A 24,817-nucleotide genomic window follows, 5' to 3' on the forward strand; every position below is an offset into this window, starting at 1 on the left:
CGGTTCCTTTCCTCATTTATGTAACGACCGACACAGAATGTGGCAAGTTGCGCCGCACAGTCAATTGATTTATTTTATCGATCGATACAGATATCGACGAAGGAACGGACGCAATGGCTGAACGAGGCCGACCGAGAAGCTTCGACAAGGAAGCGGCGCTGGATCGCGCGATGGAGGTGTTCTGGCGTCTCGGCTACGAAGGAGCGTCGATGACGGACCTGACGACCGCGATGGGCATCGCGTCGCCGAGCCTGTATGCGGCCTTCGGCAGCAAGGAAGCGTTGTTCCGGCAAGCGCTCGAGCATTACGGCGCAACCGAGGGGCGGGAAATCTGGGGGGGCGTCGAACGGGCGGCCAGTGCGCACGACGCCGTGCAGCGCTACCTGATGGATACCGCGCGCGTGTTCACGCGGCGCTCGAAGCCGGCCGGCTGTCTGATCGTGCTGTCGGCGCTGCATCCGGCCGAACGTTCCGATACGGTCCGGCAAACGTTGATCGCGATGCGCGAGCACACGGTCGACGCGCTGCGGGAGCGGCTCGCGCAAGGCGTCGCGACCGGCGAAATATCCGCGCACGCGAATCTCGACGCGATCGCCCGCTACTACGTGACGGTTCAGCAGGGCATGTCGATTCAGGCGCGCGACGGCGCGAGCCGCCGCGATCTGGAGGCCATCGCGCAGGCCGCGCTGGCCGCCTGGCCGGCGCTCGTCGGCACGCGCGGCGCGGCCGGTGCGTAGCGGCAGGCGCCGCCGAAAGGTTACTGCTTCGCAGCTTGCTGCACGTCCTTCGACGCATGCCACACGCGATAGCGCACGTCGAAGCCGTCCGGCACATAGACGACGAGCGGCAGGCGGCTGTTGTAGCGCAGCAGCTGGCCGTCACCGCGCACCTGCACGAAGCGTTGCTGCGGCGCCTGGCCTGGGCATGCCATCAGCGTCGATGCCGGCCCTTTCACGTCGGTGAGTCGGTAATACGTGTAGCCCCAGCCCTTCACGTCCTCGGCGGTCAGCTCGCCGCCGAACCACTGCTGGTTGCAGTCGGTCTGCAGCGTCTTGCCGATCATCAGCTCGACGCGCGCATCGCCCTCGTTCTCGAGCGCGGGCAGCGCGATCACGACGCGCTGCTGGCCGGCCGCGGCCTGCGGGAACATCTTGATCGACTCCGCCGGCACGGCGGGCGCGGAGGCCGGCGCGGCCACGCAGGCGGCGGCCGTCGTCACGCAGAAAGCGGCCAGCGCGGCCCGGATCGCGAATTTCATCGATGTGCTCCTGAAAAACAAATGAGCCCCGGATGCTAACACTTTCGTCGCAAGACCTTACGAGCCTGTAATTTGGCGACACAATTGCAAACAGCCGGCAATCCCCGGGCGCGGTACTTATAGCGCAACCAACGGAGAACATCATGCTGAAGCTCATTGCTGCCGCCGGCGTCGCCACCCTGCTGGCCGGCTGCGTCGTCGCCCCGGACGCCGGATACGGCTACGGGCAGCCCTACTATTCCGATCCCGGCTACGCGTACGCGCCGTCCCCCGTGTACGGCACGGTCAATATCTGGGGCGGTGGCGGCGGACGCGACTGGGATCGCGGCCGACGCGACTACCATCACTGGGACGGCGATCGCGGCAACCGTGGCAACGGCTGGTGGCGCGGCGGCGGACGCCGCGGCGACTGGAACGAAGGCGGGGGTGGCGGACACGGTCGCGGCGACGGCGGCGGGCATCGCCACTGACGCGCAATTGCAACCGTTTGTATCCACGCACGGCCCGCCGATGGCCGGCGGCGCGCCATGCAGGGGTACGGACGACCACACAAAAGACAAAGGCCCTCGCATCGAGCGAGGGCCTTTCGTCGTTCGGCGCGGCGAAACGATCGTCGGTGGGTGCCGGCCGACCGGCACCCACCCCGCGCGCACGCCGCGCGCCGGCGCTTACCAGCCGGCCGGCTGCACGTAGCCACCCTGCCGCACCGGCGCCCCGCAGACGTACGCACGCTGGTAGCGGTCGTAGCAATAGTTCGGACCGTCGTCCTGGTACTGCGCCTGCTGATAGGTGGGGTAGGCCGGCTGCTGGTACGCGGGCGCCTGGTAGTACGTCGGCGGCTGATAGGCCGGCGCCTGGTACGCGGGTGCCTGATAGGCGACGGGCGGATTCATCGCCGACGTCACGATCGCGCCCAGCACCGCGCCGCCGATCAATGCGCCGATGACGGCGCCGCCGTCGCGGCCATGCGCGGACGCCGGCCCCGCCACCGCGAGCGAACCGGCAAGGACACACACTGCGGCAATCTTTTTCATGATGGACTCCCACGCGAAGTGGTACTGGATGCGAAGCATTGTGGCGGTGCGCGGCCGTAATAGATGCAGCAAGTGGTAACGCGCGATTACCGGTATCGCATCCGCCGAAACGCGGCGTCGCCGTGCTACGATTTTCGGCATACAGGAGACGCCTTCATGCAGCCCGAAACCGCCCGCCGTTTCGATACCGAATTCGCGCCGCGCATCGCGCAGGCGATCGCCGCGTTCTTCGCCGATCACGTGCAGACCGACGTCGTCCCCTACGGCGGGCACGGGCACCCGACGCGCGTGCAGATCCGCAGCGCGCCGCACGAGCACGTGAGCGGCTTCGTGCATCCGTTGAATCTCGAACTGACGTGGGACTCCGACGAGATCGAGCGGCTGATGGAACCCGACGGCCCGCAGCGCTTCGAGCACTACCTGGCCGCACTGCCGAGAAAGCTGGGCGCGTGGCAGGGCGCGCGCGACATCGATCTCGCGTCGCGCACGCAGGCCGACCCGCTCGTGCGGCTCGGCGGTCTCGACTTCGAAGGCTGAATGCGCGCGCCAATCGGCGGGCGCGCGGTTCGGCGTCGCGCGATGCGGCCCGGTGATACACTCGACCGGCCCCGTTCCGGTGCAGCCATGCCGGCCGGGCCGTTCATCGCCGCCTCCGCCCCCGCACATGGTTGCGCACGCAACCGGCAAGCGGACACGCGGACAACCACGCTCTCGCTCCCGTCATGAACGCCGATACCGGCCTGCCGCTTCCGCAACGCTACTGGGCGATCGTCTGCGTCGCCCTGGGCATCACGCTCGCCGTGCTCGACGGCGCCATCGCGAACGTCGCATTGCCGACCATCGCACGCGACCTGCATGCATCCGACGCCGCGTCGATCTGGATCGTCAACGCATACCAGCTCGCGGTCACGATCACGCTGCTGCCGCTCGCGTCGCTCGGCGAGCGCATCGGCTACCGCCGCATCTACATCGCCGGGCTCGCGCTGTTCACCGCGGCGTCGCTCGGCTGCGCGCTGGCCGGCTCGCTGCCGATGCTGGCCGTGATGCGCGTGATCCAGGGGTTCGGCGCGGCCGGCATCATGAGCGTCAACGCGGCGCTCGTGCGGATGATCTACCCGTCGTCGTTGCTCGGGCGCGGGCTGTCGATCAACGCGATGGTGGTCGCGCTGTCGTCGGCGATCGGGCCGACGGTCGCGTCCGCGATCCTGTCGTTCGCGTCATGGCCGTGGCTCTTCGCGGTCAACGTGCCGATCGGCATCGCGGCCGTGCTCGGCAGCCTGCGCGCGCTGCCGGCCAATCCGCTGCACGACGCGCCGTACGACTTCCCGAGCGCGCTGATGAACGCGTGCGTGTTCGGCCTGCTGATCACGGCCGTCGACGGGCTCGGTCACGGCGAAGGTCATGCGTACGTCGCGGCCGAACTGGCCGTCGCATTCGTGGTCGGCTACTTCTTCGTGAAGCGTCAGTTGTCGCAGCCGGCGCCGCTCCTGCCGGTCGACCTGATGCGCATTCCGATGTTCGCGCTGTCGGTCTACACGTCGACGGCGTCGTTCACGTCGCAGATGCTCGCGTTCGTCGCGCTGCCGTTCTGGCTGCAGCATTCGCTCGGTTTCTCGCAGGTCGAAACCGGCCTTTACATGACGCCGTGGCCGCTCGTGATCGTGTTCGCCGCGCCGCTCGCGGGCGTGCTGTCGGACCGCTATTCGGCCGGCATTCTCGGCGGGATCGGGCTTGCACTGTTCGCCGCCGGCCTGCTGTCGCTCGCGACGATCGGCGCGCACCCGGGCACGGTCGACATCGTGTGGCGGATGGCGCTGTGCGGCGCGGGCTTCGGGCTGTTCCAGTCGCCGAACAACCGCGCGATGCTGTCGTCGGCGCCGCGCGAGCGCAGTGGCGGCGCAGGTGGCATGTTGAGCACCGCGCGCCTGACGGGCCAGACGCTCGGCGCCGCGCTCGTCGCGCTGATTTTCGGGCTCGCGCCCGACCGCGGGCCGACGATCGCGCTCTATGTCGCCACGGTGTTCGCGGCGGTGGCTGCGGTCGTCAGCCTGCTGCGCATCGCATCGCCGCGGCCGGACACGGCGGCCTGACACCATCGCGCGCCGTACGCGCGCCGTACGCGCGGCGGGCGTCAGGCGGCGTCGAGCGTGTCCATCACGAAGCGCACGCGCGCCTTCACGCTCACACGCGGCAATTCGATCAGCCGATAGCCATACGACGTATAGCAATCGACCATCGCGTCATAGGTCCGCACCGCTTCCGCGAAATCCTGCCGGCGCTCGGTGTCCTGCGCATAGATGTCGGGCCATGGCGGCGCGATGAACACGCGCCGGTGATAGCGGAACCGCCGCGCCGCGGCTTCCGCGTGCGCGGGCACCGTCAACCCGGTCAGCTTCAGGTAACCGATCACGTCCGGCACGCCGCGATCGAAGAACACCGGTCCGCGCGCCTGCCGCGCGAGATGGTAGGACCGCATCTCCCAGCTCAGCATCAGCTCCGCGAACGCTGCCGGGTCGCGCCACGGCAGCGCTTGGCCATCGACGGCCATCTGGTCGCGGATCACGCCGCGCCCGGCTTCCTGCGAACGTGCGTAGCCGGCACGTTCGAGCGCATCGAGCAGCGTGCTCTTGCCCGAACCCGGCCCGCCCGTCACGACGAAGAAACGGCCGGCGGGATCGTCGGCCACTTCGTCGTCGCTATCGGCACCGGGCGCGCTCTCACGCATGCGCCACCCGCCGGCCCGCGCGCCGCGTGACCGACGCCGCCGCCGCGACACTGCGCAAATCGGCGACGAACGTGTCGCGCCAGACCGACAGGTCGTTCTCGCGCAGCCGCGCGAGGTTCTCCTCGTGACGCGCCTGCCGCTCCGCGAGCGGCATCGACAGCGCGCGTTCGAGCGCCTCGGCCATCTGCGACAGGTCGTACGGATTGACGAGCAGCGCGCCGGTCAGCTCGGCCGCCGCGCCCGCGAACTCCGACAGTACGAGCACGCCCGGATCGGCCGGATCCTGCGACGCGACGTATTCCTTCGCGACGAGATTCATCCCGTCGCGCAGCGGCGTCACGTAGCCGACCTGCGACATCCGGAAGAACGCCATCAGCAGGTTGCGCTCGTACTTGCGGTTCAGGTACTGGATCGGCGTCCAGTCGAGTTGCGAGAAGCGGCCGTTGATGCGGCCGGCCTCGCCTTCGAGCGTTTCGCGGATGTGCTGATAGGTCTGCACGTCGGAACGTGTCGGCGGCGCGATCTGCAGGAGCGACACGCGCCCCTGCCAGCCCGGTGCATTCGCGAGCATCCGCTCGAACGACTGGAAGCGTTCGACGAGCCCCTTCGAGTAATCGAGGCGATCGACGCTCATTACCAGCTTGCGGTCGCCCAGCGCCTCGCGCAGCATCTTCACCGGCTTGCGCGTGCCATACTGAACGGCCGCCTGCGCGATCGCGTCGGGATGCACGCCGATCGGATAGGCGGCGACCTTCACGACACGGCCATGCGCATGCAGCATCCCGTCGTCGCTCGCCGCGCCGATGCCGCGCCGCTCGATGTAGTCGGTGAAGGCCTGCTTGTCGGCTTCGGTCTGGAAGCCCGCGACGTCGTACGCGCACATGAACTTCACGAGTTCCTCGTGCGGCGGCACGAGGCGCAGCATGTCGGGCGACGGAAACGGGATGTGCAGGAAGAAGCCGATCGGGTTCTTCACGCCGAGCTCGCGCAGGCAGTGCGCGAACGGCAGCAGGTGATAGTCGTGCACCCAGATCAGGTCGTCCGGACGCAGCAGCGCGGCGAGCTGCTTCGCGAGCATCGCGTTCACGCGCAGATAACCGGCGTACTCCTGCCGATCGAAGCGCGCGAGATCGCCGCGGTAGTGGAACACCGGCCACAGCGTCGCGTTCGAGAAGCCGCGGTAGTACTGGTCGTAGTCGCGCCGGGTCAACCCGACCGTCGCATACGTCACGTTGCCGTCCCGCTGGATCGCGGGCTCGGCATCGGGCGCGCCGACGATCTCGCCGTTCCAGCCGAACCAGACGCCGCCCGTTTCCCGCAGCGCGTCCATCACGCCGACGGCTAGGCCGCCCGCGCTCGGGCGCGTATCCTCGCCGGCGGCGACACGATTCGATACCACGATCAATCTGCTCATGCGACTTCCCCTCCTCGATTCGATTGGCTGGCGCGCGACGCACGCCAAAGCAGGCGCGGCGGCACGAAGGCGGCCGCGCGGCGACTCAGTTCCGAGAATTGCAATGAAATACGGCGGTGGAATGCGGCGACGACCGTATCAAGCGTCCTGCTCCTGACCGAGGTCGCGTTGATAGTCGAGCCCTTCCGGGCGAGCACCACCCTGGTTGTGATCGCCGTCCGACGGCGTCTCGTCCGGCGCGCCCGCGGGCGGTGCCGATGGCGCGTCGGTCTGCGGACGCGAGCGGTCTTCCGGATGGCTGGCCGCCGCGTCAGGCGGCCGGTGTGACAACCGTTTCGAACGGCGCATGGCTGGGTGTCTCATGTGCGGCGCGGCTCGAGGCCGTCGTAGAAACATTCCATAGCAAAACAGTCTAGGTCGCTTCGTCGCACCCAAAGGTAACAATTACCTTCAATTTGTAACGTTTCGACCCTGCTCCGATCATCTATCCGACAATAACGCCGCCCGCGCGCACGCGGCCTGCCGCTCGGCGATTTGTCAAAGCTTTGCAGTTTTCCTATGACAATTGCGAAACAATGACGCGGCATCAGGGCGTGCATGCATCGCCGCTCACCCAGACAGGACTTGCACTCAGGGATGAACATTCGTTTCGAATCGCCGCGCCGGGCCACGCCGGCGCGCGTCGTGCTGGCCGTGATCGCCACGGCCGCACTGCTGTCCGGCTGCAATTCGTTGTACAGCGAAGGCGCGACAGCCGGCGCCGGTATCGCGGGCGCCGCGATCGCTTCCAAGGTCACCAACAACGCCGCCGTCGCGACCGGCATCGGCCTCGGCGCCGTTGCCGGCGCGCGGGCTGGCGTCCAGTACACGCAACGCGTCGCGCACCGCTACACGCAGGAGCAGATCGCGAAGGCGGCCGGCCCGCTCGACGTCGGCGGCGTCGCGCCGTGGTCGACGCACCATTCGTTCCCGATCGAGGACGACGAGCAGGGCCGCGTGACGGTCAGCCGGATGATCAGCATCGGTCCGCTCGACTGCAAGGAAATCGTGTTCGCGGTCGACACGCCGGCGAAGGCCGACAAGGCCGCGCAATCGGCGTTCTACGTCGCCACCATCTGCCGCGACGGGCCCGTATGGAAATGGGCATCGGCCGAACCGGCGACCGAACGCTGGGGCGCGCTGCAATGAGCGTCGCGATCCGTATCGCGGCGATCGGCGCGCTGTGCGCGGCGACGGTCGCGCTGTCGGGCTGCGGGTCGGTCGGCGCGGCGAGCGGCGCGCTGGCCGGCGCGGCGACGGGCCTCGTCACCGCGAACCCGGCAGTGGGCGTCGGCGTCGGGATCGCCGTACAGGCGGCGACCGACGAAGCCGTCAACCGCACGATGAAGCAGCTCCATCAGAACCAGCAGGACGCGATCGCGAAGACGGCCGGCAGTCTCGCCGTCGGCGAAGTGAAGCCGTGGAAGGTGAAGAACACGTTGCCGCTGGAGAACGGCGAAGGCGAAGTGCGCGTCACGCGCGCGTACGCGTCGGCGCTCGCGCTGTGCAAGGAATTCGCGTTCTCGGTGAAGGACGGCGACAAGGCCGACTGGTATTTCGCGAATGCGTGCCAGCAAGGCACGCACTGGAAGTGGGCGTCGGCGGAACCGGCCGTTGATCGGTGGGGGAGTTTGCAGTAACGGTGCGGTGCGCCGCGCCCGTGGCGTTCTGCGCCGCGCGGTTATACCGAGCGCCCCACCCGCATCAGGACTCGACGTCCTCGAGGCTGAAGATTTCGGTCTGGTCGTTGTACGAGAAGATCTCGCCGTAACGGCCCCAGTCGATCACCGCGTCGAGCGTTTCCTCGGCCGCGCCGTCCGACAGGAAGTCCTCGAGTTCCTGCTCGAAGCGCACGCGCGGCGCGCGGTGCCCCGGACGCTCGTTCAGCACCTTCTTGATCCGCGCGGCGAGCGGCACGTGCTTCAGCAGGTGATCCGCGAACATCAGCTTGCGCTCCTGCGTACCGAATTCCGCGAACACGCGCCCCGGCGGCGTCAGGAACACGTCGCCTTCGCGCACGTCCGCGAAGCCGAGGTACTGCAGCACTTCCGCGATCGGGAACAGGTCGTCGACCTCGAGGTGCAGCGTGCGGGCGATTTCCGGCATGTCGGCGCGGCCATGGTACGGCGCCATCGCGAGCGTCTCGATCAGGCCGGCCATCAGGTTGGTCGACACCTGCGGCAGCCAGCTGCCGAGCTCGAGTCCCTTCTTCGTCGCTTCGCCGGTCTGGCGTGCGGTCATCTTCGCGTAGATGTCGTCGACGAGCTTGCGGAACGCGGGGTCCAGACGATTGCGCGGATGCTTGAACGGCACCTTGATTTCGGCGATCACGCGTCCCGGGTTCGATGACAGCACGAGAATCCGGTCGCACATGAACACCGCTTCCTCGATGTTGTGCGTGACGATCAGCACCGACTTGATCGGCATCCGGCCTTGCGTCCACAGATCGAGCAGATCGGTACGCAGCGTTTCGGCCGTCAGCACGTCGAGTGCGGAGAACGGCTCGTCCATCAGCAGGATCGTCGGGTCGACGACGAGCGCGCGCGCAAAACCGACGCGCTGGCGCATCCCGCCCGACAGCTCGCGCGGATACGCGTTCTCGAAACCGTCGAGACCGATCAGGTCGATCGCGGCGAGCGCACGCTCGCGCCGCTCACGTGCGCCGACGCCGAGCGCTTCCAGCCCGGCTTCCACGTTCTGCAACACGGTCAGCCACGGGAACAGCGCGAAGGTCTGGAACACCATCGCGACGCCTTCGGCCGGGCCGCGCAGCGGCTTGCCGAGGTAGGTCACTTCGCCGCCGGTCGGCTCGATCAGGCCGGCGATGATGCGCAACAGCGTCGATTTGCCCGAGCCCGAGCGGCCGAGCAGGCCGACGATCTCGCCTTCGCGCAGCGACAGGTTCGCGTCGTCGAGCACGAGCAGTTCGCCCTGCGTCTTGTTGAAGCCGCGGCAGACATGATCGACGCGCAGGATTTCTTCACCGAGGCGCGGGGGCTGGGACGTCTGGACGGGGGCGTTTACAGCATTCGGATTGTGCATCGCGTTTCGCTCTCAATCGGTCTCAGTCGAGCCGCAGCTTCGCTTCGGCGAAGGCATACAGCGGGCGCCACAGCAGGCGGTTGAACAGGGTGACGAACAGGGACATCACGGCGATGCCCAGGATGATCTTCGGAAAATCGCCGGCGGCGGTGGTCTGCGCGATGTAGGCGCCGAGGCCGTGCGCCTCGATCTTGGTGCTGCCCCACTGCACGGCTTCCGACACGATGCTCGCGTTCCACGCGCCGCCCGAGGCGGTGATCGCGCCCGTCACGTAGTACGGGAAGATGCCGGGCAGGATCGCCTGGCGCCACCACTGCCAGCCGCGGATGCGGAAGTTGGTCGCCGCTTCGCGATAGTCGTTCGGGTAGGACGTTGCACCGGCGATCACGTTGAACAGGATATACCACTGCGTGCCGAGCACGATCAGCGGCGACAGCCAGATGTCCGCGTTCAGGTGGAAGCGCGCGATCACGATCACGAACACCGGGAACAGCAGGTTGGCCGGGAACGCGGCGAGGAACTGCGCGAGCGGTTGCAGCTTCTCGGCCAGTTTCGGGCGCAGCCCGACCCACACGCCGATCGGCACCCAGATCACCGACGCGATCGAGATCAGCACGACCACGCGCAGCAGCGTGATGAGGCCGAGCACCAGCACGTGGCCAACCTCGGCCATCGTCACGCCGGTCGCGACGAAGCTGACGACGCGCCACACGATGTAGGCCGTGCCGATCAGCACGAGCCCGGCCCATGCGATGTCGACCGTGCGCGACGCCTTCTTCTCGACTTTCGGCAGCGTGAAACGCATCGCGCCCGACAGCGGCAGGCGCAGCGGGATCCGCGCGGCCTTCGCGAAGAACCAGCCGGCCGGCACGAGCAACTGATGGATCAGCCGCGTGCGGCGCACGAGGTCGAGCAGCCACGACTGCGGCGCATCGCCCGACGCGGTGTTCTCCATCCGGAACTTGTCGGCCCACGCGATGAGCGGGCGGAACAGGAACTGGTCATACGCGAGGATCACGACCGTCATCGTCAGGATCACCCAGCCGATCGCGCCGAAGTTCTTGTCGGAGATGGCCTGCGCGAGATACGCGCCGATGCCCGGCAGCGTGATCGTCTGGTTGCCGACGGTGATCGCCTCCGACGCGACGACGAAGAACCAGCCGCCCGACATCGACATCATCATGTTCCAGATCAGGCCCGGCATCGAAAACGGCACTTCGAGCTTCCAGAAGCGCTGCCAGGACGTCAGGTGGAAGCCGCGCGACACTTCGTCCAGGTCGCGCGGCACCGTGCGCAGCGACTGGTAGAAGCTGAACGTCATGTTCCACGCCTGGCTCGTGAAGATCGCGAAGATCGCGGCCAGCTCGGCGCCGAGCACGCGGCTCGGGAACAGCGCGAGGAAGAACGTGACCGTAAACGAGATGAAGCCGAGCACCGGCACCGACTGCAGGATGTCGAGGATCGGGATCAGCACCATGCCCGCGCGGCGGCTCTTGGCCGCGAGCGTGCCGTAGACGAGCGTGAACGCGAGCGATGCGACCATCGCGGCGAGCATCCGCAGCGTGGTGCGCAGCGCGTATTCGGGCAGGTTCGACGGATCGAGCGAGATCTTCTGCGTCTGCAGCACGCCGATCGGCGCCATCGTTTCGTGAAAGCCGACCACCGCCATCGCGATCAGGCAGATGATCAGCGGAAATGCGATGAAGTCCCACCGGTTCGGCAACACGCGCCACGCGGATGCGTTGGCGGTCCGGTTCGGATTGAAGAATCCGACGTTCATCAGGCGCCCTCCCCGGTAAGGCCGAACGAAGCCGGCAGTCGATGTTGATTCATGGCAAAGCGCACGGGCGCGGTAATTCGATTGACTGGCGATCTCGCGCACGCGGCGCGCCGTGCGCGCATGCGCTGCCGCGGCCGGGCGAGTCAGGCCGCGACGGCACGACACTACACCAACCTGTATTTCAGGTACAACCGTCCGGGGACGGCGCAGGCAGCGCATGGATCGTGCCCGGCGCGTGGGCGGATGGCGGGCGCGCGGTACGGAACAGCCCGGCCGCAGTCCTGCGGCCGGCACGCAGGCCCGAATTATGCCGTGATCCGGCCCGGCCGTGAACCCGCCCGCCGCACGCGGGCACAAACCGTGTCCGGCATCAGCAGCCGGATACGACGAAGCAGGTATGATCGGGGCTAGCCCCCGGGTTCGTGTCGGCGGTGCCGCTGCCATGCGCACGCGCCCTCTGTATACAGGCCCCGGGGATCGACCGACGAGCGGGAGGAAGGGAATGGCAGGAAACTTGGTGATCGTCTGTCGCGATCAGGATGCCGACGCGTTCTATGAACTCATGCAGGAGTACGGGTCGTTCCAGACGCGGCTGTCGTCTACGGCGTGGTACCTGAACATGAACGTCGTGCCGGAATCGCTGCAGGAGGAAATCCTGGAGCGCCTCGGCCGGTATACGACCGTCTATATCTTCGAGGCCACCACGGTGACCTACAACACGATCGACAGCAACGCGGCCGAGACGCTCGGCACGCTGTTCGGCGAATGAAGCCGCGCGGCGCCTGCCCGGCCGGGCAGGCGCCGCGGCCGCTCAGGCGGCCTCGGCGTGGGGTTCGTCCTTCGGCACGGCCTCGAACGGAAACGTCATCGATACCCGCAGGCCGCCTTCGGGGCGATTGCCGATGTCGCACGCGCCCCCCAGCCTGAGCACCAGCCGCTCGACGATCGCGAGCCCGAGCCCGCTGTGGCCGTTCCCGCCGCGTGCCGGGTCGAGCCGCACGAACGGCCGCGTGGCGGCCGCGAGGTCGCGCGGTGCGATGCCGCCGCCGCTGTCGCTGACCGACAACACGTAGCCCGTCGGCGTGCGGGCCGTCTCGACGACCACCGGCGGCGCGCCGTACGCATGCGCGTTGTCCAGCAGGTTCGACAGGATCCGGTCGAGCGTCGCCGTCGGCAGCCGGAAGCCGGGATCGGCCTCCAGCCGCGTCTGGACCGCTGGCGCGTTCGGCGCGACCGCACGATAGCTGCGCGCGATCCGCTCGCACGCCTGGTCGACCGGCACCGGCTCGCTGCGGTCGGCCCCGCCATGCGCAAACACCAGGAACTGGTCGACGATGTGCGACATCGAGTCGACGTCGCGCACGACGCCGTCGCGCAGCCGTGCGTCGTCCATCATTTCCGCGCGCAGGCGCATCCGCGCAAGCGGCGTGCGCAGGTCGTGCGCGACGCCGGCCAGCATCACCGCGCGATCGCTTTCGGCCTGCGACACCTGTTCCACCATCTGGTTGAAGCCGTGCGTGAGCTGGCGCAGCTCGCGCGGGCCGCGTTCGCGCAGCGGCGGCACCGGCTGCCCGCGGCCGAAACGCGCGACCGCACGTGCGAGCGAGCGCAGCGGCTGCTGCAACTGCCAGGCCGCGAACAGCGCGGCGATCACGCCGGCCGAGAAGATCGTGCCGAGCCACAGCAGCATCCGGTCGAGCGAGCGCGGCGGCCGCAGCGGCTGCACCGGCACCACGATCCAGTTGCGGTCGGCCGGCTCCTTCACCCACAGCACCGGCGGATGGCCGGGCGTACCGATCTCGACCTGCGTGCCGGGCGGCATGCGCTCGCTCACGTCGTCGCGGAACCGCTTCAGCGGCGGCGGCAACCCCGAATCGCCGCCCTTCGGCACATCGGGGCTGTCGGGCGCCACGAGCCGCACGCGCGACGGCAACGGCTGGTCGGGCGTGCGCTCGACGTGCTGGCGCACCGCATCGACGAGGAACGCGGCCTCCTCGACCGCGTAACGCGTCTGCATCTGGTTGCGCTCGAGCCGCATCGCGAAGAACCACGCGAAGTGCGACAGGAGCAGGACACCGACGACGAGCAGCGCCAGCCGCCCGAACAGCGAATCAATGGGTTTGCGCATGAGCCTCGCCGTCGGGCACGAACACGTAGCCGCGCCCGCGGACCGTCTGGATGAAGCGCGGCGTCGACGGATCCGTTTCGAGGATGCGGCGCAGGCGCCACACCTGGACGTCGATGCCGCGGTCGGTGCCGTCGTACTCGGGCCCGTGCAGCAGCTCGAGCAGCCGCTCGCGCGTGAGCGTGCGCAGCGCATGGTTCACGAATATCTTCAGCAGCGCGAATTCGCTGCTCGACAGCGTGGCCGGCTTGCCGTCGACCGACAGCGTGCGCGCCTGGAAGTCGAGCAGGAAGCGGCCGAACGCGAACGGCTCGCGCTGCTCGGGCGCGGCCGCCGACGGCGTCGCGCGGCGGCGGCGCAGCACGGCCTGCACGCGTGCGAGCAACTCGCGCGGGTTGAACGGCTTGCCGAGGTAGTCGTCCGCACCGAGCTCGAGCCCGACGATGCGGTCGACGTCGTCCGCCCGCGCGGTCAGCATGATCACGGGGATGTCGTCGCCGGCCGCGCGCAACTGGCGCAGCGCGGTCAGGCCGTCCACGCCCGGCATCATCAGGTCCAGCACGATCAGGTCGGGCCGCTCGCGCTCGAGGCGCTTCTCGAGCGTCGCCGCGTCGTGCAGCACGGACACTTCCATCCCCTGGCGCACGAGATAGTCGCGCAGCAGGTCTCGGAGTTCTTGGTCGTCGTCGACGATGAGGATCTGGGTAGTCATGGCTCGAAGTTTACCGCGCGAGGGCGGAGTCGAAGAACGAAACAAAGGGACGAAAGGGTTACTGCGGGTTACCGCGCAAGGGAACTGTAATGCTCGGTAACCGGGCCGCCACCCCGCGTAACACCCGCCGGGGCCTGCATCGCTAACCTGCGTCTTACCGGATGCGGCACCCGACTTTCCCGGCGCCGCATCGCCGGACCCTTTGGATACAAGGAGTTTCTGAAATGTATAAGAAGACTTCCCGCGTGGCCATCGCGGCCGCCACCGTGCTCGCTCTCGCATTCGGCACCGCGCATGCCGCGCCGCCCGACGACATGCCGCCGCCGGGCGGCCCCGGCATGCACCGGATGCACGGCGGGCACGAAGGCGGCCCGTTCGGCGCGATCATGAAACTGCACGACCAGCTGAAGCTCAACGCGTCGCAGGAACAGCAGTGGCAGGCGGCCGTCAACACGATGAAGCAGAACCGTGACGCGATGCGCAAGAGCCACGAGCAGATGCGCGAGCAGTTCAAGGCACAGCAGAACCAGCCGATCCTGGACCTGAGCGCGATGCATTCGGCGCGCCAGCAGGCCGAGCAGCAGAACGCGCAACTGCGCGAGCAGACGTCCGCCGCGTGGCTCACGTTCTACAACGGGCTGAACGACTCGCAGAAGACGATGGTCAGCACGGCGCTCAAGCAGCAGTTCGCGAAGATGGAACAGCGCCACGAGAAGATGAAGGAGCGCTGGGAACAGCACCGCGCGGTCGCCAAGGGCGCATCGGCGCCGGCGCAGTAAGCCGGCGGGCCGCTCCCGCAGCGGCCTCGAACGGGGACGCAGGCACCGGCCTGCGTCCCCTTTTTCATTTCAGGCGACGTCGAACAGCAGCACCTCGGCGGTCCGGCCGCGCGCGAACGCCACCGCGTCCACGCCGCCGATCCGCGCGCCGTCGCCGGCGGCCAGCGCGCGGCCGTTGACCTCGACCTCGCCGCGCGCCACGTGCACATAGACGCTGCGCCCGGCCGGCACGTCGAACGCCGCCGTCTCGTCGCCGTCGATCAGTCCCGCGAAGATGCGGGCGTCGGCCCGCATCGACAGCGCGCCGTCGCCGCCGTCGGGCGCCGCGACGAGCCTGAGCCGGCCGCGCTTCTCGTCGTCGGCGAAGCGCCGTTCCTCGTAGCCGGGCCGCCCGCCCGGCTCGGCCGGCTGCAGCCAGATCTGCAGCAGATGCAGCGGCCGGTCGCGCGATGCGTTGGTTTCGCTGTGCTGGAGCCCCGTGCCGGCGCTCATCCGCTGGATGCCGCCGGGCCGGACGATCGCGCCGCAGCCGAGGCTGTCGCGATGCGCGAGCGCGCCATCCAGCACGTACGTGACGATCTCCACGTCGCGGCGCGGCTGCATCCCGAAGCCGCGCGTCGGTGCGATCAGGTCCTCGCTCAACACGCACAGCGCACCAATGGGCGGACGTACCGGCGCATGCTCGGTGTGGCAGGCGGACGAAAAGCTGTGACTCGATTCGAGCCAGCCGTGGCGCGTGCGGCAGCGGTCTTCGGCGCGCAGGATCTGGAACATTGGGGAGGACGCTCGGGGGCGCAGATGTTCTGTTCGGGTTTACCTCCACTGTAGGGGGAGACCGAAAGCGCCACAATCCGCCGCCGGCGCACCGCATCGTTGCACCCGCGCAAACAATTGCCAAAATATTCGTTGCGAATACCACGATTGCCGCAACAGCCGAATCGAGGAATCGGTCGATCGCGCCGGATTGCCGTTTTCCGGATATCGCGTTCGGGTAAAATACCGCCCTTTTGGCGTTCGCCGTTCCGGCGGCCGCCAGCGCCAGAGCGCCGATCGGCGATTTTTGGCCGTCTAGAATACGCCGCGGCGCCCGGTCCGACCGGCCGCGAGCGCCCCCGGAAAGTCAGCAACAGAAGGATGGAAATGAAGAAGGCCGCCCTGTGCGCCGCCCTCGCCCTCGTGGCGGGCAGCGCCTTCGCGAAGGAGTGGAAGACCGTGCGGATCGGCGTCGATGCCAGCTACCCGCCGTTCGAGTCGACCGCACCGAGCGGCGAGATCGTCGGTTTCGACGTGGATCTCACCAAGGAAATCTGCAAGCGGATCAACGTGAAATGCGTGTGGGTGGCGCAGGATCTCGACGGGATCATTCCGGCGCTGAAGGCGAAGAAGTACGACGTCATCGTGTCGTCGCTGACCGTCACGGACAAGCGCCGCGAACAGATCGACTTCTCCGACAAGGTGTACGACGCGCCCGCGCGGATGATCGCGAAGACCGGCTCGCCGCTGCTGCCGACGGTCGCGTCGCTGAAAGGCAAGCGCGTCGGCGTCGAGCAGGGCTCGACGCAGGAGACCTTCGCGAAAGCGTACTGGGAACCGCAGGGCGTGACGATCATTCCTTACCAGAACCAGGACCAGGTCTATGCCGATCTCGGCTCGGGGCGCCTCGACGCGACGCTGCAGGACGAGTTGCAGGCCGACTACGGCTTCCTGCGCACGCCGCGCGGCAAGGGTTTCGCGTTCGCCGGCCCGGAAGTGAAGGATCCGAAGACGATCGGCGACGGCACCGCGATCGGCCTGCGCAAGGAAGATACCGATCTGAAGCTCAAGATCAACCGGGCGCTGGCCGACATGCACAAGGACGGCACGTACGACCGGCTGTCGCACAAGTACTTCTCGTTCAGCGTCTATTCGGCGCCGGCCCGCTGAACGCCGACGACGAGAAGCAGCGGATGCGGGGGCGGCCCCGCGGCCGCGCAGTACAGGCAGTCAACCACGCGCCGCCCGCCCCCTTGCCCGCCGCTCGCGCGACGGGCAGGCCTGGCACCGTTGCCGGGGCGGACGGTCATGATACGTACGGGGCGTTCCGCGCAGCTTGGCGGGCGCGTCTTTCGCGGCGCACTGCGTGCGCCCTCAGGGACCACACCAGGGACCACATATGTTTCTACAAGGTTACGGCCCGCTGATCCTCGCTGGCACCTGGCAAACCGTCAAGCTGGCGGTGCTTTCGCTTGCGCTGTCGTTCCTGCTGGGGCTGCTCGGCGCCGGCGCGAAGCTGTCGCGCAACCGCGTGACGAACGGCGTCGGCACCATCTACACGACGCTGATCCGGGGCGTCCCCGATCTGGTGCTGATGCTGCTGCTGTTCTACAGCCTGCAGATCTGGCTGAACATGGCGACCGATGCACTCGGTTGGGACCAGATCGACATCGACCCGTTCCTCGCCGGCGTGCTCGTGCTCGGCTTCATCTACGGCGCGTACTTCACCGAGACGTTCCGCGGCGCATTCCTGTCCGTGCCGCGCGGCCAGCTCGAGGCCGGCAGCGCGTACGGGATGACGAACTGGCAGGTGTTCACGCGGATCATGTTCCCGCAGATGATGCGCTTCGCGCTGCCGGGCATCGGCAACAACTGGCAGGTGCTCGTGAAGTCGACCGCACTCGTGTCGATCATCGGCCTGGCGGACGTCGTGAAGGCGTCGCAGGACGCCGGCAAGGGCACGCTGCGGTTCTTCTTCTTCACGCTGATCGCGGGAGCGGTCTACCTCGCCATCACGACGATCTCGAACTTCGTGCTGATGTGGCTCGAAAAGCGCTACTCGACCGGTGTCCGCAAGGCTGACCTATGATCGAACTCATCCAAGAATACTGGCGCAACTATCTCTACACCGACGGTTATCGCATCACCGGTGTCGCGATCACGCTGTGGCTGCTGGTCGTGTCGATCGGCCTCGGCTTCTGCCTGTCGGTGCCGCTCGCCGTCGCGCGCGTGTCGAAGCGGAAGTGGCTGTCGGGCGCGGTGTGGCTGTACACGTACGTGTTCCGCGGCACGCCGCTCTACGTGCAATTGCTGCTCTGCTACACAGGCCTCTACAGCCTGCAGGCCGTGCGCGGCACGCCGATGCTCGACGCGTTCTTCCGCGACGGGATGCACTGCACGCTGCTCGCATTCACGCTGAACACCTGCGCGTACACCACCGAAATCTTCGCGGGCGCGATCAAGGCGACGTCGTACGGCGAGATCGAAGCCGCGCGCGCATACGGAATGTCCACGTTCACGATGTATCGCCGCGTGATCCTGCCGTCGGCGCTGCGCCGCGCGCTGCCGCTCTACAGCAACGAAGTGATCCTGATGCTGCACGCGACGACGGTGGCCTTCACCGCGACCGTGCCGGACATCCTGAAGATCGCGCGCGACGTGAACTCGGCGACCTACATGTCGTTCCACGCGTTCGGCATCGCCGCCCTGCTCTACCTCGTGATCTCGTTCACGCTCGTGTGGCTGTTCCGCCAGGCCGAGCGCCGCTGGCTCGCGTATCTGCGCCCGCAAGGCAAGTAAGTTTTCGCAGGACTATTGATGAATTCCCAGACCCAGAAGCTTTTCGTCGACGATCTCCACAAGCGGTACGGCGACAACGAGGTGCTCAAAGGCGTGTCGCTGAAGGCGAACTCGGGCGACGTGATCAGCGTGATCGGCTCGTCCGGCTCCGGCAAGAGCACGATGCTGCGCTGTATCAACTTCCTCGAGCAACCGAACGCGGGCCGCATCTTCGTCGACGGCGAGGAAGTACGCACCGCGCTCGACAAGACGGGCGCGCTGCGCGCGGCCGACTCGAAGCAACTGCAGCGCGTGCGCACCAAGCTGTCGATGGTGTTCCAGCACTTCAATCTCTGGTCGCACATGAACGTGATCGAGAACGTGATGGAAGCCCCGGTGAACGTGCTCGGCATTCCGAAGAAGGAAGCGGAAGACCGTGCGCGCGAGTATCTCGAGAAGGTCGGCCTCGCGCCGCGCGTCGAGAAGCAGTATCCGTCGCATCTGTCGGGCGGCCAGCAGCAGCGCGTGGCGATCGCGCGGGCGCTCGCGATGCATCCGGACGTGATGCTGTTCGACGAACCGACGTCCGCGCTCGATCCGGAGCTCGTCGGCGAAGTGCTGAAGGTCATGCAGAAGCTGGCCGAGGAAGGCCGCACGATGATCGTCGTCACGCACGAGATGGGCTTCGCGCGCAACGTGTCGAATCACGTGATGTTCCTGCACCAGGGCCGCGTCGAGGAAGAAGGCGTGCCGGCCGAGGTGTTCGCCAATCCGAAGAGCGAGCGCCTGCGCGGGTTCCTGTCAGGCAGCCTCAAGTAACGCGTCCGTCACGCACGACGCCCGAACGGGCGCCTCGCGGTTCGCCGCGCGGCGCCCGTTTCGCGTTTACGCGGCGCTCACCGGCGTGCCGTCGGCAAACGCGCGCAGTGCGTCGCCCGCCAGCCGGTAACGCACCCATTCGCTCTGCGGCGCCGCGCCGACGCGCTCGTAGAAGCGGATCGCCGGCTCGTTCCAGTCGAGCACGCTCCATTCGAAACGCCCGCAGCCCGACTCGACCGCGATCCGCGCGAGCGCCTTCAGCAGCCGCAGCCCCGCGCCGGCGCCGCGAAAACGGGGCGACACGTACAGGTCCTCCAGATACAACCCCTGCCGCGCGAGCCACGTCGAATACGAGAAGAAATACACGGCGAAGCCGGCCGGCTCCCCATCGACCTCGCACATCAGCGCACGCGCCGGCGAGCCTTCGCCGAACAGGCTGCGTTCGAGCGATGCGGGCGTCGCGACGACTTCGTGCTCGGCCTTCTCGTAGACGGCCAGTTCGGTGATGAAGCGCAGGATCAGCGGCACGTCGGCGACGGTGGCGGAACGGATATCGATTTGCACGGGTTGAGCCCTCCTCCGGCCCGGATATGAAAAGGGAAAGCGGCGCCGCGCACCCGCGCTGGCGCCGTTCGAACCAGCATGCTACGTTCACGTCCTGCCTGCAGGAAGTGCAGTTTCTTCATCCAGACCTGAACATGATGCATCCCGATCTGCGCCGCCTCGACCTGAACCTGCTGCTCGTATTCGACGCGCTGTATCGCCACCGGTCGGTCGCGGCGGCCGCGCACGAGCTCGCGTTGAGCCCGTCGGCGTTGAGCCACGCGCTCGCACGGCTGCGCGACGCGATCGGCGATGCGCTGTTCGTGCGCCTCGGCAACGAGATGCAGCCGACCGTGCGCGCCGACGACATCGCCACGTGGGCCGGCGACGCGCTCGACGCGATGTCGAAGGGGCTCGCCCGCGCACGCCGCTTCGATCCCGCGCAAAGCGACCGGACGTTCGTGTTCGCCGCGACCGACTACACCGCGTTCGCGGTACTGCCGGCGTTCCTGGCCCGCATCCAGCACGTCGCGCCGCGCCTGCGGATCCGCGTCGTGCATTCGGACCGCAAGATTTCCGTCGACGCGCTCGCGGCCGGCCGGATCGACTTCGCGCTCGGCTACCACGAGGAAACGGCCGCCGACGCGCCCGGCATCGAGGATTTCGACTGGTTTTCCGACGACTACGTCGTGATCGCGAGCGCCGCGCATCCGGAGATCCGCCGGCGGCTGACGCTCGACCAGTATCTGGCGGCCCGCCACGTCGTCGTCACGCCGTGGAACGAGTCGCGCGGCGTGGTCGACTACGTGCTCGACCGGCTCGGCCTCGCACGGCACGTGGCCGTGCAGTTGCCGACCGTGCTGGCCGCGCCGTTCGTGATCGCGGAGTCGGCACTCCTGATGACCGTGCCGAACCGCGCCGCGCAGGCGCTGCGGCATGCAGCGCCGATCCGCATCTTCCCCGCACCATTCGAGATCCCGCGCTACACGGTGAAAATCTACTCGCACGCGAAGCATGCGCGCACCGATGCGCACCGCTGGATTCGCGCGCAGCTGCTCGACGCGCGGCCGAGCCCCGACTAAGCGCGGCGCGTGGCGGAACGGGCATCGCCAGCGTCGATCGGCGCTGACGGCAATCGCCCGAATCATTACGAAATACTTACCAATTTCGCGACTTTCGCGCTTACGCCGGCGCCTTTGGAACGTCAATAGTGGCAATCCTTGACCCACGCCCGCGGAATCCATGTCTCCCTTGTGGCACAAGGGTTTTCCGGTAATCGGGAACCCTTGGGTCCGCTGTCGCGCACCGTGTTGCATGGCAATTTGGCGACAGCGGTTAGTCAAACAACGATTTCCATCGCCACAAAATTGTATTTTTGCTAAATTAGTAACCAAAGTAGCAAAACGAAGTTCGTGAAATGTAGTTTAGCTTCACGACACTACAAGGAGACCCGCAGGCCGACCCGGCTGCGCGGGACCGCTCAACGGGTTTTCCGTCCGCTTGCCCGCGTGCCGCGCTTACCGGCCCTGCACGAGGTCTCCCTGGTTATCCCGCTTTTGCCCGGTGCGTGCCGCGCCGGGCATCTCGTGCAGTTCTGGGTTGACTTTTTGACAGGGTATGGAGGAGACGATGAAGAAAGCTTTGGTCGCGGCCGCGCTGATGGCTGCTGGGGTGGTGACGGCGCACGCACAGAGCAGCGTCACGCTGTATGGCCGCCTGGACGCAGGCCTTGAGTACCTGAACGGCCTGCAAAACGGCCACCAAGTGCGCGCGGAAAGCGGCGACTGGGGCACGAGCCTGTGGGGCTTGAAGGGCAGCGAAGACATCGGCGGCGGCAACAAGATCCTGTTCCACCTCGAAGGTGCGTTCAACACGATGAACGGCGGCTTCAGCGGCTCGATCTGGGATCGTTTCGCGACCGTCGGTATCTCGAACGACCGCTACGGTACGCTGCTGTTGGGTCGCGAGCTCGCGATCGCCAACGGCGTGTGGGACTTCGACCCGTTCGGCCAGTCGGCCTGGTCGACGGCCTCGCTGGTGCGCGGCCGCAACTGGAACAAGACCAGCAACAACGTGTCGTACCAGTCGCCGTCGCTGTACGGCCTCGACTTCTACGGCCAGTTCTCGTTCTCGAACTCGACCAGCTTCAACGGCAACACGACGGCCGGCCAACCGGGCCGTGCAATGGGCGGTCAGGTTACCTACACGAATTCGCTGTTCCAGTTGCGCGGTATCTATGACGAAACGCGCGACAGCAACGGCCGCTTCTCGGACGTGTTCAACTACTCGCGTGAATACTTCGCGGGCGTGAACGTGTTCCTCGGCCAGTTCAAGGTCCAGGCGGCCTACCAGGCATCGCGCGCCGACGGCAGCGGCGGACCCGCAGTGAACGCCGGCGTGACGGGTACGCAACAGGTCTGGGGCGGCGTGACGTGGCAGGCCACGCCGGCGGCGGCGCTGATCGCAGCCGTGTATCACGTGAACGCGAACCATGGCGGCGGCAACGCGAACATCTACACGGTCGGCGGCTCGTACAACATCTCGAAGCGCACGCTGTTCGACGTCCAGGTCGCGACGGTGCGCAACAGCTCGACGGCCAACTTCGGCCTGAACGCGAACGGCGCCGGTACGGCCGTGTCGACCGGCAACCCGCATCCGGGCGGCAGCCAGACCGGCGTCTACGCCGGTATCCAGCACCTGTTCTGATCAGGCGCCGTCAAAGAACGATTCGACAACACTTTCCACGCTGCTGCGAGAGGCGCGTATCGGTGCGGTACCCAGACGGGTATCCGCACCGTTTTTTCTTGGCGGGCCGGCTCGGGCCTGCCGCGCCGATCGACGAATGCGGCGCTCAGACGGCCGCTTCGTTCTCTTCGCCGGTGCGAATGCGGATCACGCGCTCGACGTCCGACACGAAGATCTTGCCGTCGCCGATCTTGCCGGTGCGCGCCGCACCGATCACCGCGTCGATCACCTGATCGACCTGCGCTTCCGCGACGACCACCTCGATCTTCATCTTCGGCAGGAAGTCGACGACGTATTCGGCGCCGCGATACAGCTCGGTATGGCCCTTCTGGCGGCCGAAGCCCTTCACTTCCGTCACGGTCAGGCCCGTGAGACCCACTTCGGCGAGCGCTTCGCGGACTTCGTCCAGCTTGAACGGCTTGATGATGGCGGTGATGCGTTTCATGATGGTTGTCCCTCAATGCTCGTTTGGATGAAAAATCGCGATCCCGATTGTAAGCCGGCGGGCCGCATCCGGCCCAGCACCGCTCAATCGAGCCGTTCGGTGAAGCGTGACGTGATCGGGTAGCGCCAGTCGCGCCCGAATGCGCGATGCGTGACGCGGATGCCGATCGGCGCCTGGCGGCGCTTGTATTCGTTGATCTTGATGAGCCGCGTCACGCGCTCGACGTCGGCCTGCGCGTAACCGGCCGCGACGATCTCGGCGAGCGGCCGGTCTTCTTCCATGTACATCCGCATGATCGCGTCGAGCACGTCGTACGGCGGCAGGCTGTCCTGGTCGGTCTGGTTCTCGCGCAGCTCGGCCGACGGCGCGCGCGTCAGGATCCGCTCGGGAATCACGTCGCGCAGCCCGTAGTCGGCCGTTGCGTTGCGATAGCGGCACAGCCGGTACACGAGCGTCTTCGCGATGTCCTTGATCACCGCGAAACCGCCGGCCATGTCGCCGTACAGTGTGCAGTAGCCGACCGCCATCTCGCTCTTGTTGCCGGTCGTCAGCACGATCGAGCCGAACTTGTTCGACAGCGCCATCAGCAGCGTGCCGCGAATGCGCGCCTGGATGTTCTCCTCCGTCGCGTCTTCCGCGCGGCCCGCGAATTCGCCGGCGAGCGCGGCGCGGAACGCATCGAACATCGGCGCGATCGCGATCTCGTCGTAGCGCACGCCGACGCGCCGCGCCATCTCCGCCGCGTCCGTCGTCGAGATGTCGGCCGTGAAGCGCGACGGCATCATCACCGCGCGCACGCGCTCGGGCCCGAGCGCATCGCATGCGACGGCCAGCACCAGCGCCGAATCGACGCCGCCCGACAGCCCGATCAGCACGCCGGGAAAACCGTTCTTGCCGATGTAGTCGCGCACACCGGTCACCAGCGCGCGATACACCTGCGCGTCCGTCGACAGCTCGGGCGCGATCGCGCCGGGCAGCGGCCGCGCGCCGTCGAATTCGACGATCGCGTGCCCTTCGTCGAACTGCGGCATCTTCGCGACGAGCGCGCCCGCGCCGTCGAGCACGAACGACCCGCCGTCGAACACGAGCTCGTCCTGGCCGCCGACGAGGTTCACGTACACCATCGGCAAGCCGGTCTCGCGAATCCGCGCGCGCAGGATGTCGATGCGCACCGCCTCCTTGTTCAGGTGATACGGCGAGCCGTTCGGGATCAGCAGCACCTGCGCGCCGGCCGCCTTCGCGATCTGCGCGGCCGACGCATGCCACGCGTCCTCGCAGATGATCACGCCGTATTTCACGCCGTTCAGCTCGAACACGAGCGGCTCGGTGTCGGTCGCGAAGTAGCGCTTCTCGTCGAACACCTCGGCGTTCGGCAGGTCCTGCTTGCGGTAGGTGCCGACGATCTCGCCGCCGACGATCAGCGACACCGCGTTGAAGGTGTCGGTGGGCGGCACGCCGCGCTCGATCGGGCGGTTTGCATTACCATCGACGGCTGACGCGCCCGGACCGCTGCCCGCACCGCTGCCCGCACCGCGCAACGGATGGCCGACCAGCACCGCGAGCCCGTCGAACGCCTTCAGCGCGTCGGCGAGCGCGTCGAGCGCGGCGGCGGCGGCCGCGTAGAACGCGGGCCGCAGCAGCAGGTCTTCGGGCGGATAGCCGGACAGCGCGAGTTCGGGGGCGACCATCAGTTGCGCACCATCGTTGTGCGCGGCGCGTGCGGCCGCGACGATCCGCGCGACGTTGCCGGCGAAATCGCCGACGGTGACGTTGATCTGGGCGAGAGCGAGTCGGGTCTTCATGGCGGGAGCGGCGCAACCCGGCGG

Annotated in this window: 27 protein-coding genes; 14 read left to right on the top strand and 13 right to left on the bottom strand. The window is 67.5% G+C overall.

The window, feature by feature from the left end; genetic code table 11:
* Nucleotides 1-113 precede the first annotated feature (113 nt).
* Complete coding sequence (locus tag KU887_RS12775; RefSeq protein WP_059721374.1) at nucleotides 114-737, top strand: TetR/AcrR family transcriptional regulator; 624 nt, start codon at nucleotides 114-116, stop codon at nucleotides 735-737.
* A gap of 20 nt (nucleotides 738-757) precedes the next feature.
* On the opposite strand, the gene eco is transcribed toward KU887_RS12775, so the two are convergent.
* Nucleotides 758-1,258, bottom strand: a complete 501-nt coding sequence (gene eco, locus KU887_RS12780; protein ID WP_006497142.1) for a serine protease inhibitor ecotin — start codon at nucleotides 1,256-1,258, stop codon at nucleotides 758-760.
* A gap of 143 nt (nucleotides 1,259-1,401) precedes the next feature.
* On the opposite strand from eco, the gene KU887_RS12785 reads away from it, so the two are divergent.
* Nucleotides 1,402-1,728 carry a hypothetical protein gene (locus KU887_RS12785; protein WP_006478153.1) on the top strand — a complete coding sequence of 109 codons (327 nt, stop codon included), beginning with the start codon at nucleotides 1,402-1,404 and terminating at the stop codon, nucleotides 1,726-1,728.
* A 198-nt stretch (nucleotides 1,729-1,926) separates the two neighbouring features.
* Here the strand turns inward: KU887_RS12785 and KU887_RS12790 are convergent, their stop codons facing one another.
* Complete coding sequence (locus KU887_RS12790; RefSeq protein ID WP_006487627.1) at nucleotides 1,927-2,331, bottom strand: hypothetical protein; 405 nt, start codon at nucleotides 2,329-2,331, stop codon at nucleotides 1,927-1,929.
* A 117-nt stretch (nucleotides 2,332-2,448) separates the two neighbouring features.
* Here KU887_RS12790 and KU887_RS12795 point away from each other — a divergent pair, with 117 nt between their 5' ends.
* Complete coding sequence (locus tag KU887_RS12795; protein WP_006487642.1) at nucleotides 2,449-2,829, top strand: DUF5594 family protein; 381 nt, start codon at nucleotides 2,449-2,451, stop codon at nucleotides 2,827-2,829.
* A 185-nt stretch (nucleotides 2,830-3,014) separates the two neighbouring features.
* On the top strand, nucleotides 3,015-4,382 hold the full coding sequence (locus tag KU887_RS12800; protein WP_006497144.1) for an MFS transporter: 1,368 nt from the start codon (nucleotides 3,015-3,017) through the stop codon (nucleotides 4,380-4,382).
* Nucleotides 4,383-4,423: 41 nt separating this feature from the next.
* Here the strand turns inward: KU887_RS12800 and KU887_RS12805 are convergent, their stop codons facing one another.
* The 3 genes from KU887_RS12805 to KU887_RS12815 form a co-directional block, all read right to left on the bottom strand.
* Nucleotides 4,424-5,017 carry an AAA family ATPase gene (locus KU887_RS12805; protein ID WP_060267035.1) on the bottom strand — a complete coding sequence of 198 codons (594 nt, stop codon included), beginning with the start codon at nucleotides 5,015-5,017 and terminating at the stop codon, nucleotides 4,424-4,426.
* Entirely contained in the window at nucleotides 5,010-6,431 is a 1,422-nt protein-coding gene (otsA, locus tag KU887_RS12810) for an alpha,alpha-trehalose-phosphate synthase (UDP-forming) (RefSeq protein WP_006497145.1), read from the bottom strand. Before otsA ends, KU887_RS12805 begins: the two co-directional genes overlap by 8 nt.
* A gap of 138 nt (nucleotides 6,432-6,569) precedes the next feature.
* Nucleotides 6,570-6,779: a hypothetical protein gene (locus tag KU887_RS12815; RefSeq protein ID WP_006487640.1), complete on the bottom strand. Its 210-nt coding sequence runs from the start codon at nucleotides 6,777-6,779 to the stop codon at nucleotides 6,570-6,572.
* Between the two features lie 288 nt (nucleotides 6,780-7,067).
* Between KU887_RS12815 and KU887_RS12820 the strand changes: the two genes are divergently transcribed.
* Nucleotides 7,068-7,619, top strand: a complete 552-nt coding sequence (locus tag KU887_RS12820; RefSeq protein ID WP_006497146.1) for a hypothetical protein — start codon at nucleotides 7,068-7,070, stop codon at nucleotides 7,617-7,619.
* The gene (locus KU887_RS12825; RefSeq protein WP_006497148.1) at nucleotides 7,616-8,110 is read left to right on the top strand and encodes a hypothetical protein; all 495 of its coding nucleotides are present in this window, start codon (nucleotides 7,616-7,618) and stop codon (nucleotides 8,108-8,110) included. The genes KU887_RS12820 and KU887_RS12825 overlap by 4 nt, the downstream gene beginning before the upstream one ends.
* Before the next feature lie 64 nt (nucleotides 8,111-8,174).
* Here KU887_RS12825 and KU887_RS12830 read toward each other — a convergent pair whose 3' ends face one another.
* Both KU887_RS12830 and KU887_RS12835 read right to left on the bottom strand, forming a co-directional pair.
* Nucleotides 8,175-9,512, bottom strand: a complete 1,338-nt coding sequence (locus tag KU887_RS12830) for an AAA-associated domain-containing protein (RefSeq protein WP_006755837.1) — start codon at nucleotides 9,510-9,512, stop codon at nucleotides 8,175-8,177.
* Nucleotides 9,513-9,534: 22 nt separating this feature from the next.
* Nucleotides 9,535-11,292 carry an ABC transporter permease subunit gene (locus KU887_RS12835; RefSeq protein ID WP_006497150.1) on the bottom strand — a complete coding sequence of 586 codons (1,758 nt, stop codon included), beginning with the start codon at nucleotides 11,290-11,292 and terminating at the stop codon, nucleotides 9,535-9,537.
* 502 nt (nucleotides 11,293-11,794) lie between these two features.
* Between KU887_RS12835 and KU887_RS12840 the strand changes: the two genes are divergently transcribed.
* Entirely contained in the window at nucleotides 11,795-12,061 is a 267-nt protein-coding gene (locus KU887_RS12840; RefSeq protein ID WP_011545926.1) for a hypothetical protein, read from the top strand.
* A gap of 42 nt (nucleotides 12,062-12,103) precedes the next feature.
* Here the strand turns inward: KU887_RS12840 and KU887_RS12845 are convergent, their stop codons facing one another.
* Together KU887_RS12845 and KU887_RS12850 are read right to left on the bottom strand one after the other, a co-directional pair.
* The gene (locus tag KU887_RS12845; RefSeq protein ID WP_058901692.1) at nucleotides 12,104-13,420 is read right to left on the bottom strand and encodes an ATP-binding protein; all 1,317 of its coding nucleotides are present in this window, start codon (nucleotides 13,418-13,420) and stop codon (nucleotides 12,104-12,106) included.
* Entirely contained in the window at nucleotides 13,404-14,129 is a 726-nt protein-coding gene (locus tag KU887_RS12850) for a response regulator (RefSeq protein ID WP_006493394.1), read from the bottom strand. The genes KU887_RS12845 and KU887_RS12850 overlap by 17 nt, the downstream gene beginning before the upstream one ends.
* A gap of 224 nt (nucleotides 14,130-14,353) precedes the next feature.
* Here KU887_RS12850 and KU887_RS12855 point away from each other — a divergent pair, with 224 nt between their 5' ends.
* Nucleotides 14,354-14,908, top strand: coding sequence for a periplasmic heavy metal sensor (locus KU887_RS12855; RefSeq protein ID WP_060264717.1), 555 nt, complete (start codon nucleotides 14,354-14,356; stop codon nucleotides 14,906-14,908).
* Nucleotides 14,909-14,977: 69 nt separating this feature from the next.
* Here KU887_RS12855 and KU887_RS12860 read toward each other — a convergent pair whose 3' ends face one another.
* On the bottom strand, nucleotides 14,978-15,682 hold the full coding sequence (locus KU887_RS12860; protein WP_006497153.1) for a pirin family protein: 705 nt from the start codon (nucleotides 15,680-15,682) through the stop codon (nucleotides 14,978-14,980).
* A 366-nt stretch (nucleotides 15,683-16,048) separates the two neighbouring features.
* On the opposite strand from KU887_RS12860, the gene KU887_RS12865 reads away from it, so the two are divergent.
* From KU887_RS12865 to KU887_RS12880, 4 genes are all read left to right on the top strand, one after another.
* Nucleotides 16,049-16,831 (top strand): ABC transporter substrate-binding protein, encoded by a 783-nt coding sequence (locus KU887_RS12865; RefSeq protein WP_012492809.1) that lies wholly within the window; start codon nucleotides 16,049-16,051, stop codon nucleotides 16,829-16,831.
* Nucleotides 16,832-17,060: 229 nt separating this feature from the next.
* Nucleotides 17,061-17,750: an ABC transporter permease gene (locus KU887_RS12870; protein WP_034201477.1), complete on the top strand. Its 690-nt coding sequence runs from the start codon at nucleotides 17,061-17,063 to the stop codon at nucleotides 17,748-17,750.
* Nucleotides 17,747-18,460 carry an ABC transporter permease gene (locus tag KU887_RS12875; RefSeq protein ID WP_006489646.1) on the top strand — a complete coding sequence of 238 codons (714 nt, stop codon included), beginning with the start codon at nucleotides 17,747-17,749 and terminating at the stop codon, nucleotides 18,458-18,460. Before KU887_RS12870 ends, KU887_RS12875 begins: the two co-directional genes overlap by 4 nt.
* An 18-nt stretch (nucleotides 18,461-18,478) precedes the next feature.
* Entirely contained in the window at nucleotides 18,479-19,258 is a 780-nt protein-coding gene (locus KU887_RS12880; protein WP_006489654.1) for an ABC transporter ATP-binding protein, read from the top strand.
* 66 nt (nucleotides 19,259-19,324) lie between these two features.
* Here the strand turns inward: KU887_RS12880 and KU887_RS12885 are convergent, their stop codons facing one another.
* Nucleotides 19,325-19,822: a GNAT family N-acetyltransferase gene (locus tag KU887_RS12885; RefSeq protein ID WP_006489651.1), complete on the bottom strand. Its 498-nt coding sequence runs from the start codon at nucleotides 19,820-19,822 to the stop codon at nucleotides 19,325-19,327.
* 134 nt (nucleotides 19,823-19,956) lie between these two features.
* Between KU887_RS12885 and KU887_RS12890 the strand changes: the two genes are divergently transcribed.
* Nucleotides 19,957-20,883, top strand: a complete 927-nt coding sequence (locus KU887_RS12890) for a LysR family transcriptional regulator (protein WP_012492810.1) — start codon at nucleotides 19,957-19,959, stop codon at nucleotides 20,881-20,883.
* Between the two features lie 547 nt (nucleotides 20,884-21,430).
* A complete protein-coding gene (locus KU887_RS12895) occupies nucleotides 21,431-22,507 on the top strand; it encodes a porin (protein WP_006491862.1) in 1,077 nt (358 codons plus the stop codon).
* 145 nt (nucleotides 22,508-22,652) lie between these two features.
* Here the strand turns inward: KU887_RS12895 and KU887_RS12900 are convergent, their stop codons facing one another.
* On the bottom strand, nucleotides 22,653-22,991 hold the full coding sequence (locus KU887_RS12900) for a P-II family nitrogen regulator (protein ID WP_006398637.1): 339 nt from the start codon (nucleotides 22,989-22,991) through the stop codon (nucleotides 22,653-22,655).
* 83 nt (nucleotides 22,992-23,074) lie between these two features.
* Entirely contained in the window at nucleotides 23,075-24,793 is a 1,719-nt protein-coding gene (locus tag KU887_RS12905) for an NAD+ synthase (RefSeq protein ID WP_006489649.1), read from the bottom strand.
* Nucleotides 24,794-24,817: the final 24 nt, after the last annotated feature.

Source organism: Burkholderia sp. EMB26 (genome assembly GCF_024730645.1).
In the GTDB taxonomy this organism is placed as follows: domain Bacteria; phylum Pseudomonadota; class Gammaproteobacteria; order Burkholderiales; family Burkholderiaceae; genus Burkholderia; species Burkholderia cenocepacia.

Bases quoted from the DNA above. Each gene is read 5' to 3' on its own strand.
- KU887_RS12845 (WP_058901692.1), bottom strand. From the start codon at position 13,420: ATGCGCAAACCCATTGATTCGCTGTTCGGGCGGCTGGCGCTGCTCGTC.
- KU887_RS12775 (WP_059721374.1), top strand. From the start codon at position 114: ATGGCTGAACGAGGCCGACCGAGAAGCTTCGACAAGGAAGCGGCGCTG.
- KU887_RS12880 (WP_006489654.1), top strand. From the start codon at position 18,479: ATGAATTCCCAGACCCAGAAGCTTTTCGTCGACGATCTCCACAAGCGG.
- KU887_RS12800 (WP_006497144.1), top strand. From the start codon at position 3,015: ATGAACGCCGATACCGGCCTGCCGCTTCCGCAACGCTACTGGGCGATC.
- KU887_RS12900 (WP_006398637.1), bottom strand. From the start codon at position 22,991: ATGAAACGCATCACCGCCATCATCAAGCCGTTCAAGCTGGACGAAGTC.
- KU887_RS12790 (WP_006487627.1), bottom strand. From the start codon at position 2,331: ATGCTTCGCATCCAGTACCACTTCGCGTGGGAGTCCATCATGAAAAAG.
- KU887_RS12825 (WP_006497148.1), top strand. From the start codon at position 7,616: ATGAGCGTCGCGATCCGTATCGCGGCGATCGGCGCGCTGTGCGCGGCG.
- KU887_RS12895 (WP_006491862.1), top strand. From the start codon at position 21,431: ATGAAGAAAGCTTTGGTCGCGGCCGCGCTGATGGCTGCTGGGGTGGTG.
- KU887_RS12875 (WP_006489646.1), top strand. From the start codon at position 17,747: ATGATCGAACTCATCCAAGAATACTGGCGCAACTATCTCTACACCGAC.
- KU887_RS12855 (WP_060264717.1), top strand. From the start codon at position 14,354: ATGTATAAGAAGACTTCCCGCGTGGCCATCGCGGCCGCCACCGTGCTC.
- KU887_RS12830 (WP_006755837.1), bottom strand. From the start codon at position 9,512: ATGCACAATCCGAATGCTGTAAACGCCCCCGTCCAGACGTCCCAGCCC.
- KU887_RS12905 (WP_006489649.1), bottom strand. From the start codon at position 24,793: ATGAAGACCCGACTCGCTCTCGCCCAGATCAACGTCACCGTCGGCGAT.
- KU887_RS12815 (WP_006487640.1), bottom strand. From the start codon at position 6,779: ATGCGCCGTTCGAAACGGTTGTCACACCGGCCGCCTGACGCGGCGGCC.
- KU887_RS12820 (WP_006497146.1), top strand. From the start codon at position 7,068: ATGAACATTCGTTTCGAATCGCCGCGCCGGGCCACGCCGGCGCGCGTC.
- KU887_RS12860 (WP_006497153.1), bottom strand. From the start codon at position 15,682: ATGTTCCAGATCCTGCGCGCCGAAGACCGCTGCCGCACGCGCCACGGC.
- KU887_RS12795 (WP_006487642.1), top strand. From the start codon at position 2,449: ATGCAGCCCGAAACCGCCCGCCGTTTCGATACCGAATTCGCGCCGCGC.
- KU887_RS12840 (WP_011545926.1), top strand. From the start codon at position 11,795: ATGGCAGGAAACTTGGTGATCGTCTGTCGCGATCAGGATGCCGACGCG.
- KU887_RS12870 (WP_034201477.1), top strand. From the start codon at position 17,061: ATGTTTCTACAAGGTTACGGCCCGCTGATCCTCGCTGGCACCTGGCAA.
- otsA (WP_006497145.1), bottom strand. From the start codon at position 6,431: ATGAGCAGATTGATCGTGGTATCGAATCGTGTCGCCGCCGGCGAGGAT.
- eco (WP_006497142.1), bottom strand. From the start codon at position 1,258: ATGAAATTCGCGATCCGGGCCGCGCTGGCCGCTTTCTGCGTGACGACG.
- KU887_RS12835 (WP_006497150.1), bottom strand. From the start codon at position 11,292: ATGAACGTCGGATTCTTCAATCCGAACCGGACCGCCAACGCATCCGCG.
- KU887_RS12850 (WP_006493394.1), bottom strand. From the start codon at position 14,129: ATGACTACCCAGATCCTCATCGTCGACGACGACCAAGAACTCCGAGAC.
- KU887_RS12890 (WP_012492810.1), top strand. From the start codon at position 19,957: ATGATGCATCCCGATCTGCGCCGCCTCGACCTGAACCTGCTGCTCGTA.
- KU887_RS12865 (WP_012492809.1), top strand. From the start codon at position 16,049: ATGAAGAAGGCCGCCCTGTGCGCCGCCCTCGCCCTCGTGGCGGGCAGC.
- KU887_RS12785 (WP_006478153.1), top strand. From the start codon at position 1,402: ATGCTGAAGCTCATTGCTGCCGCCGGCGTCGCCACCCTGCTGGCCGGC.
- KU887_RS12805 (WP_060267035.1), bottom strand. From the start codon at position 5,017: ATGCGTGAGAGCGCGCCCGGTGCCGATAGCGACGACGAAGTGGCCGAC.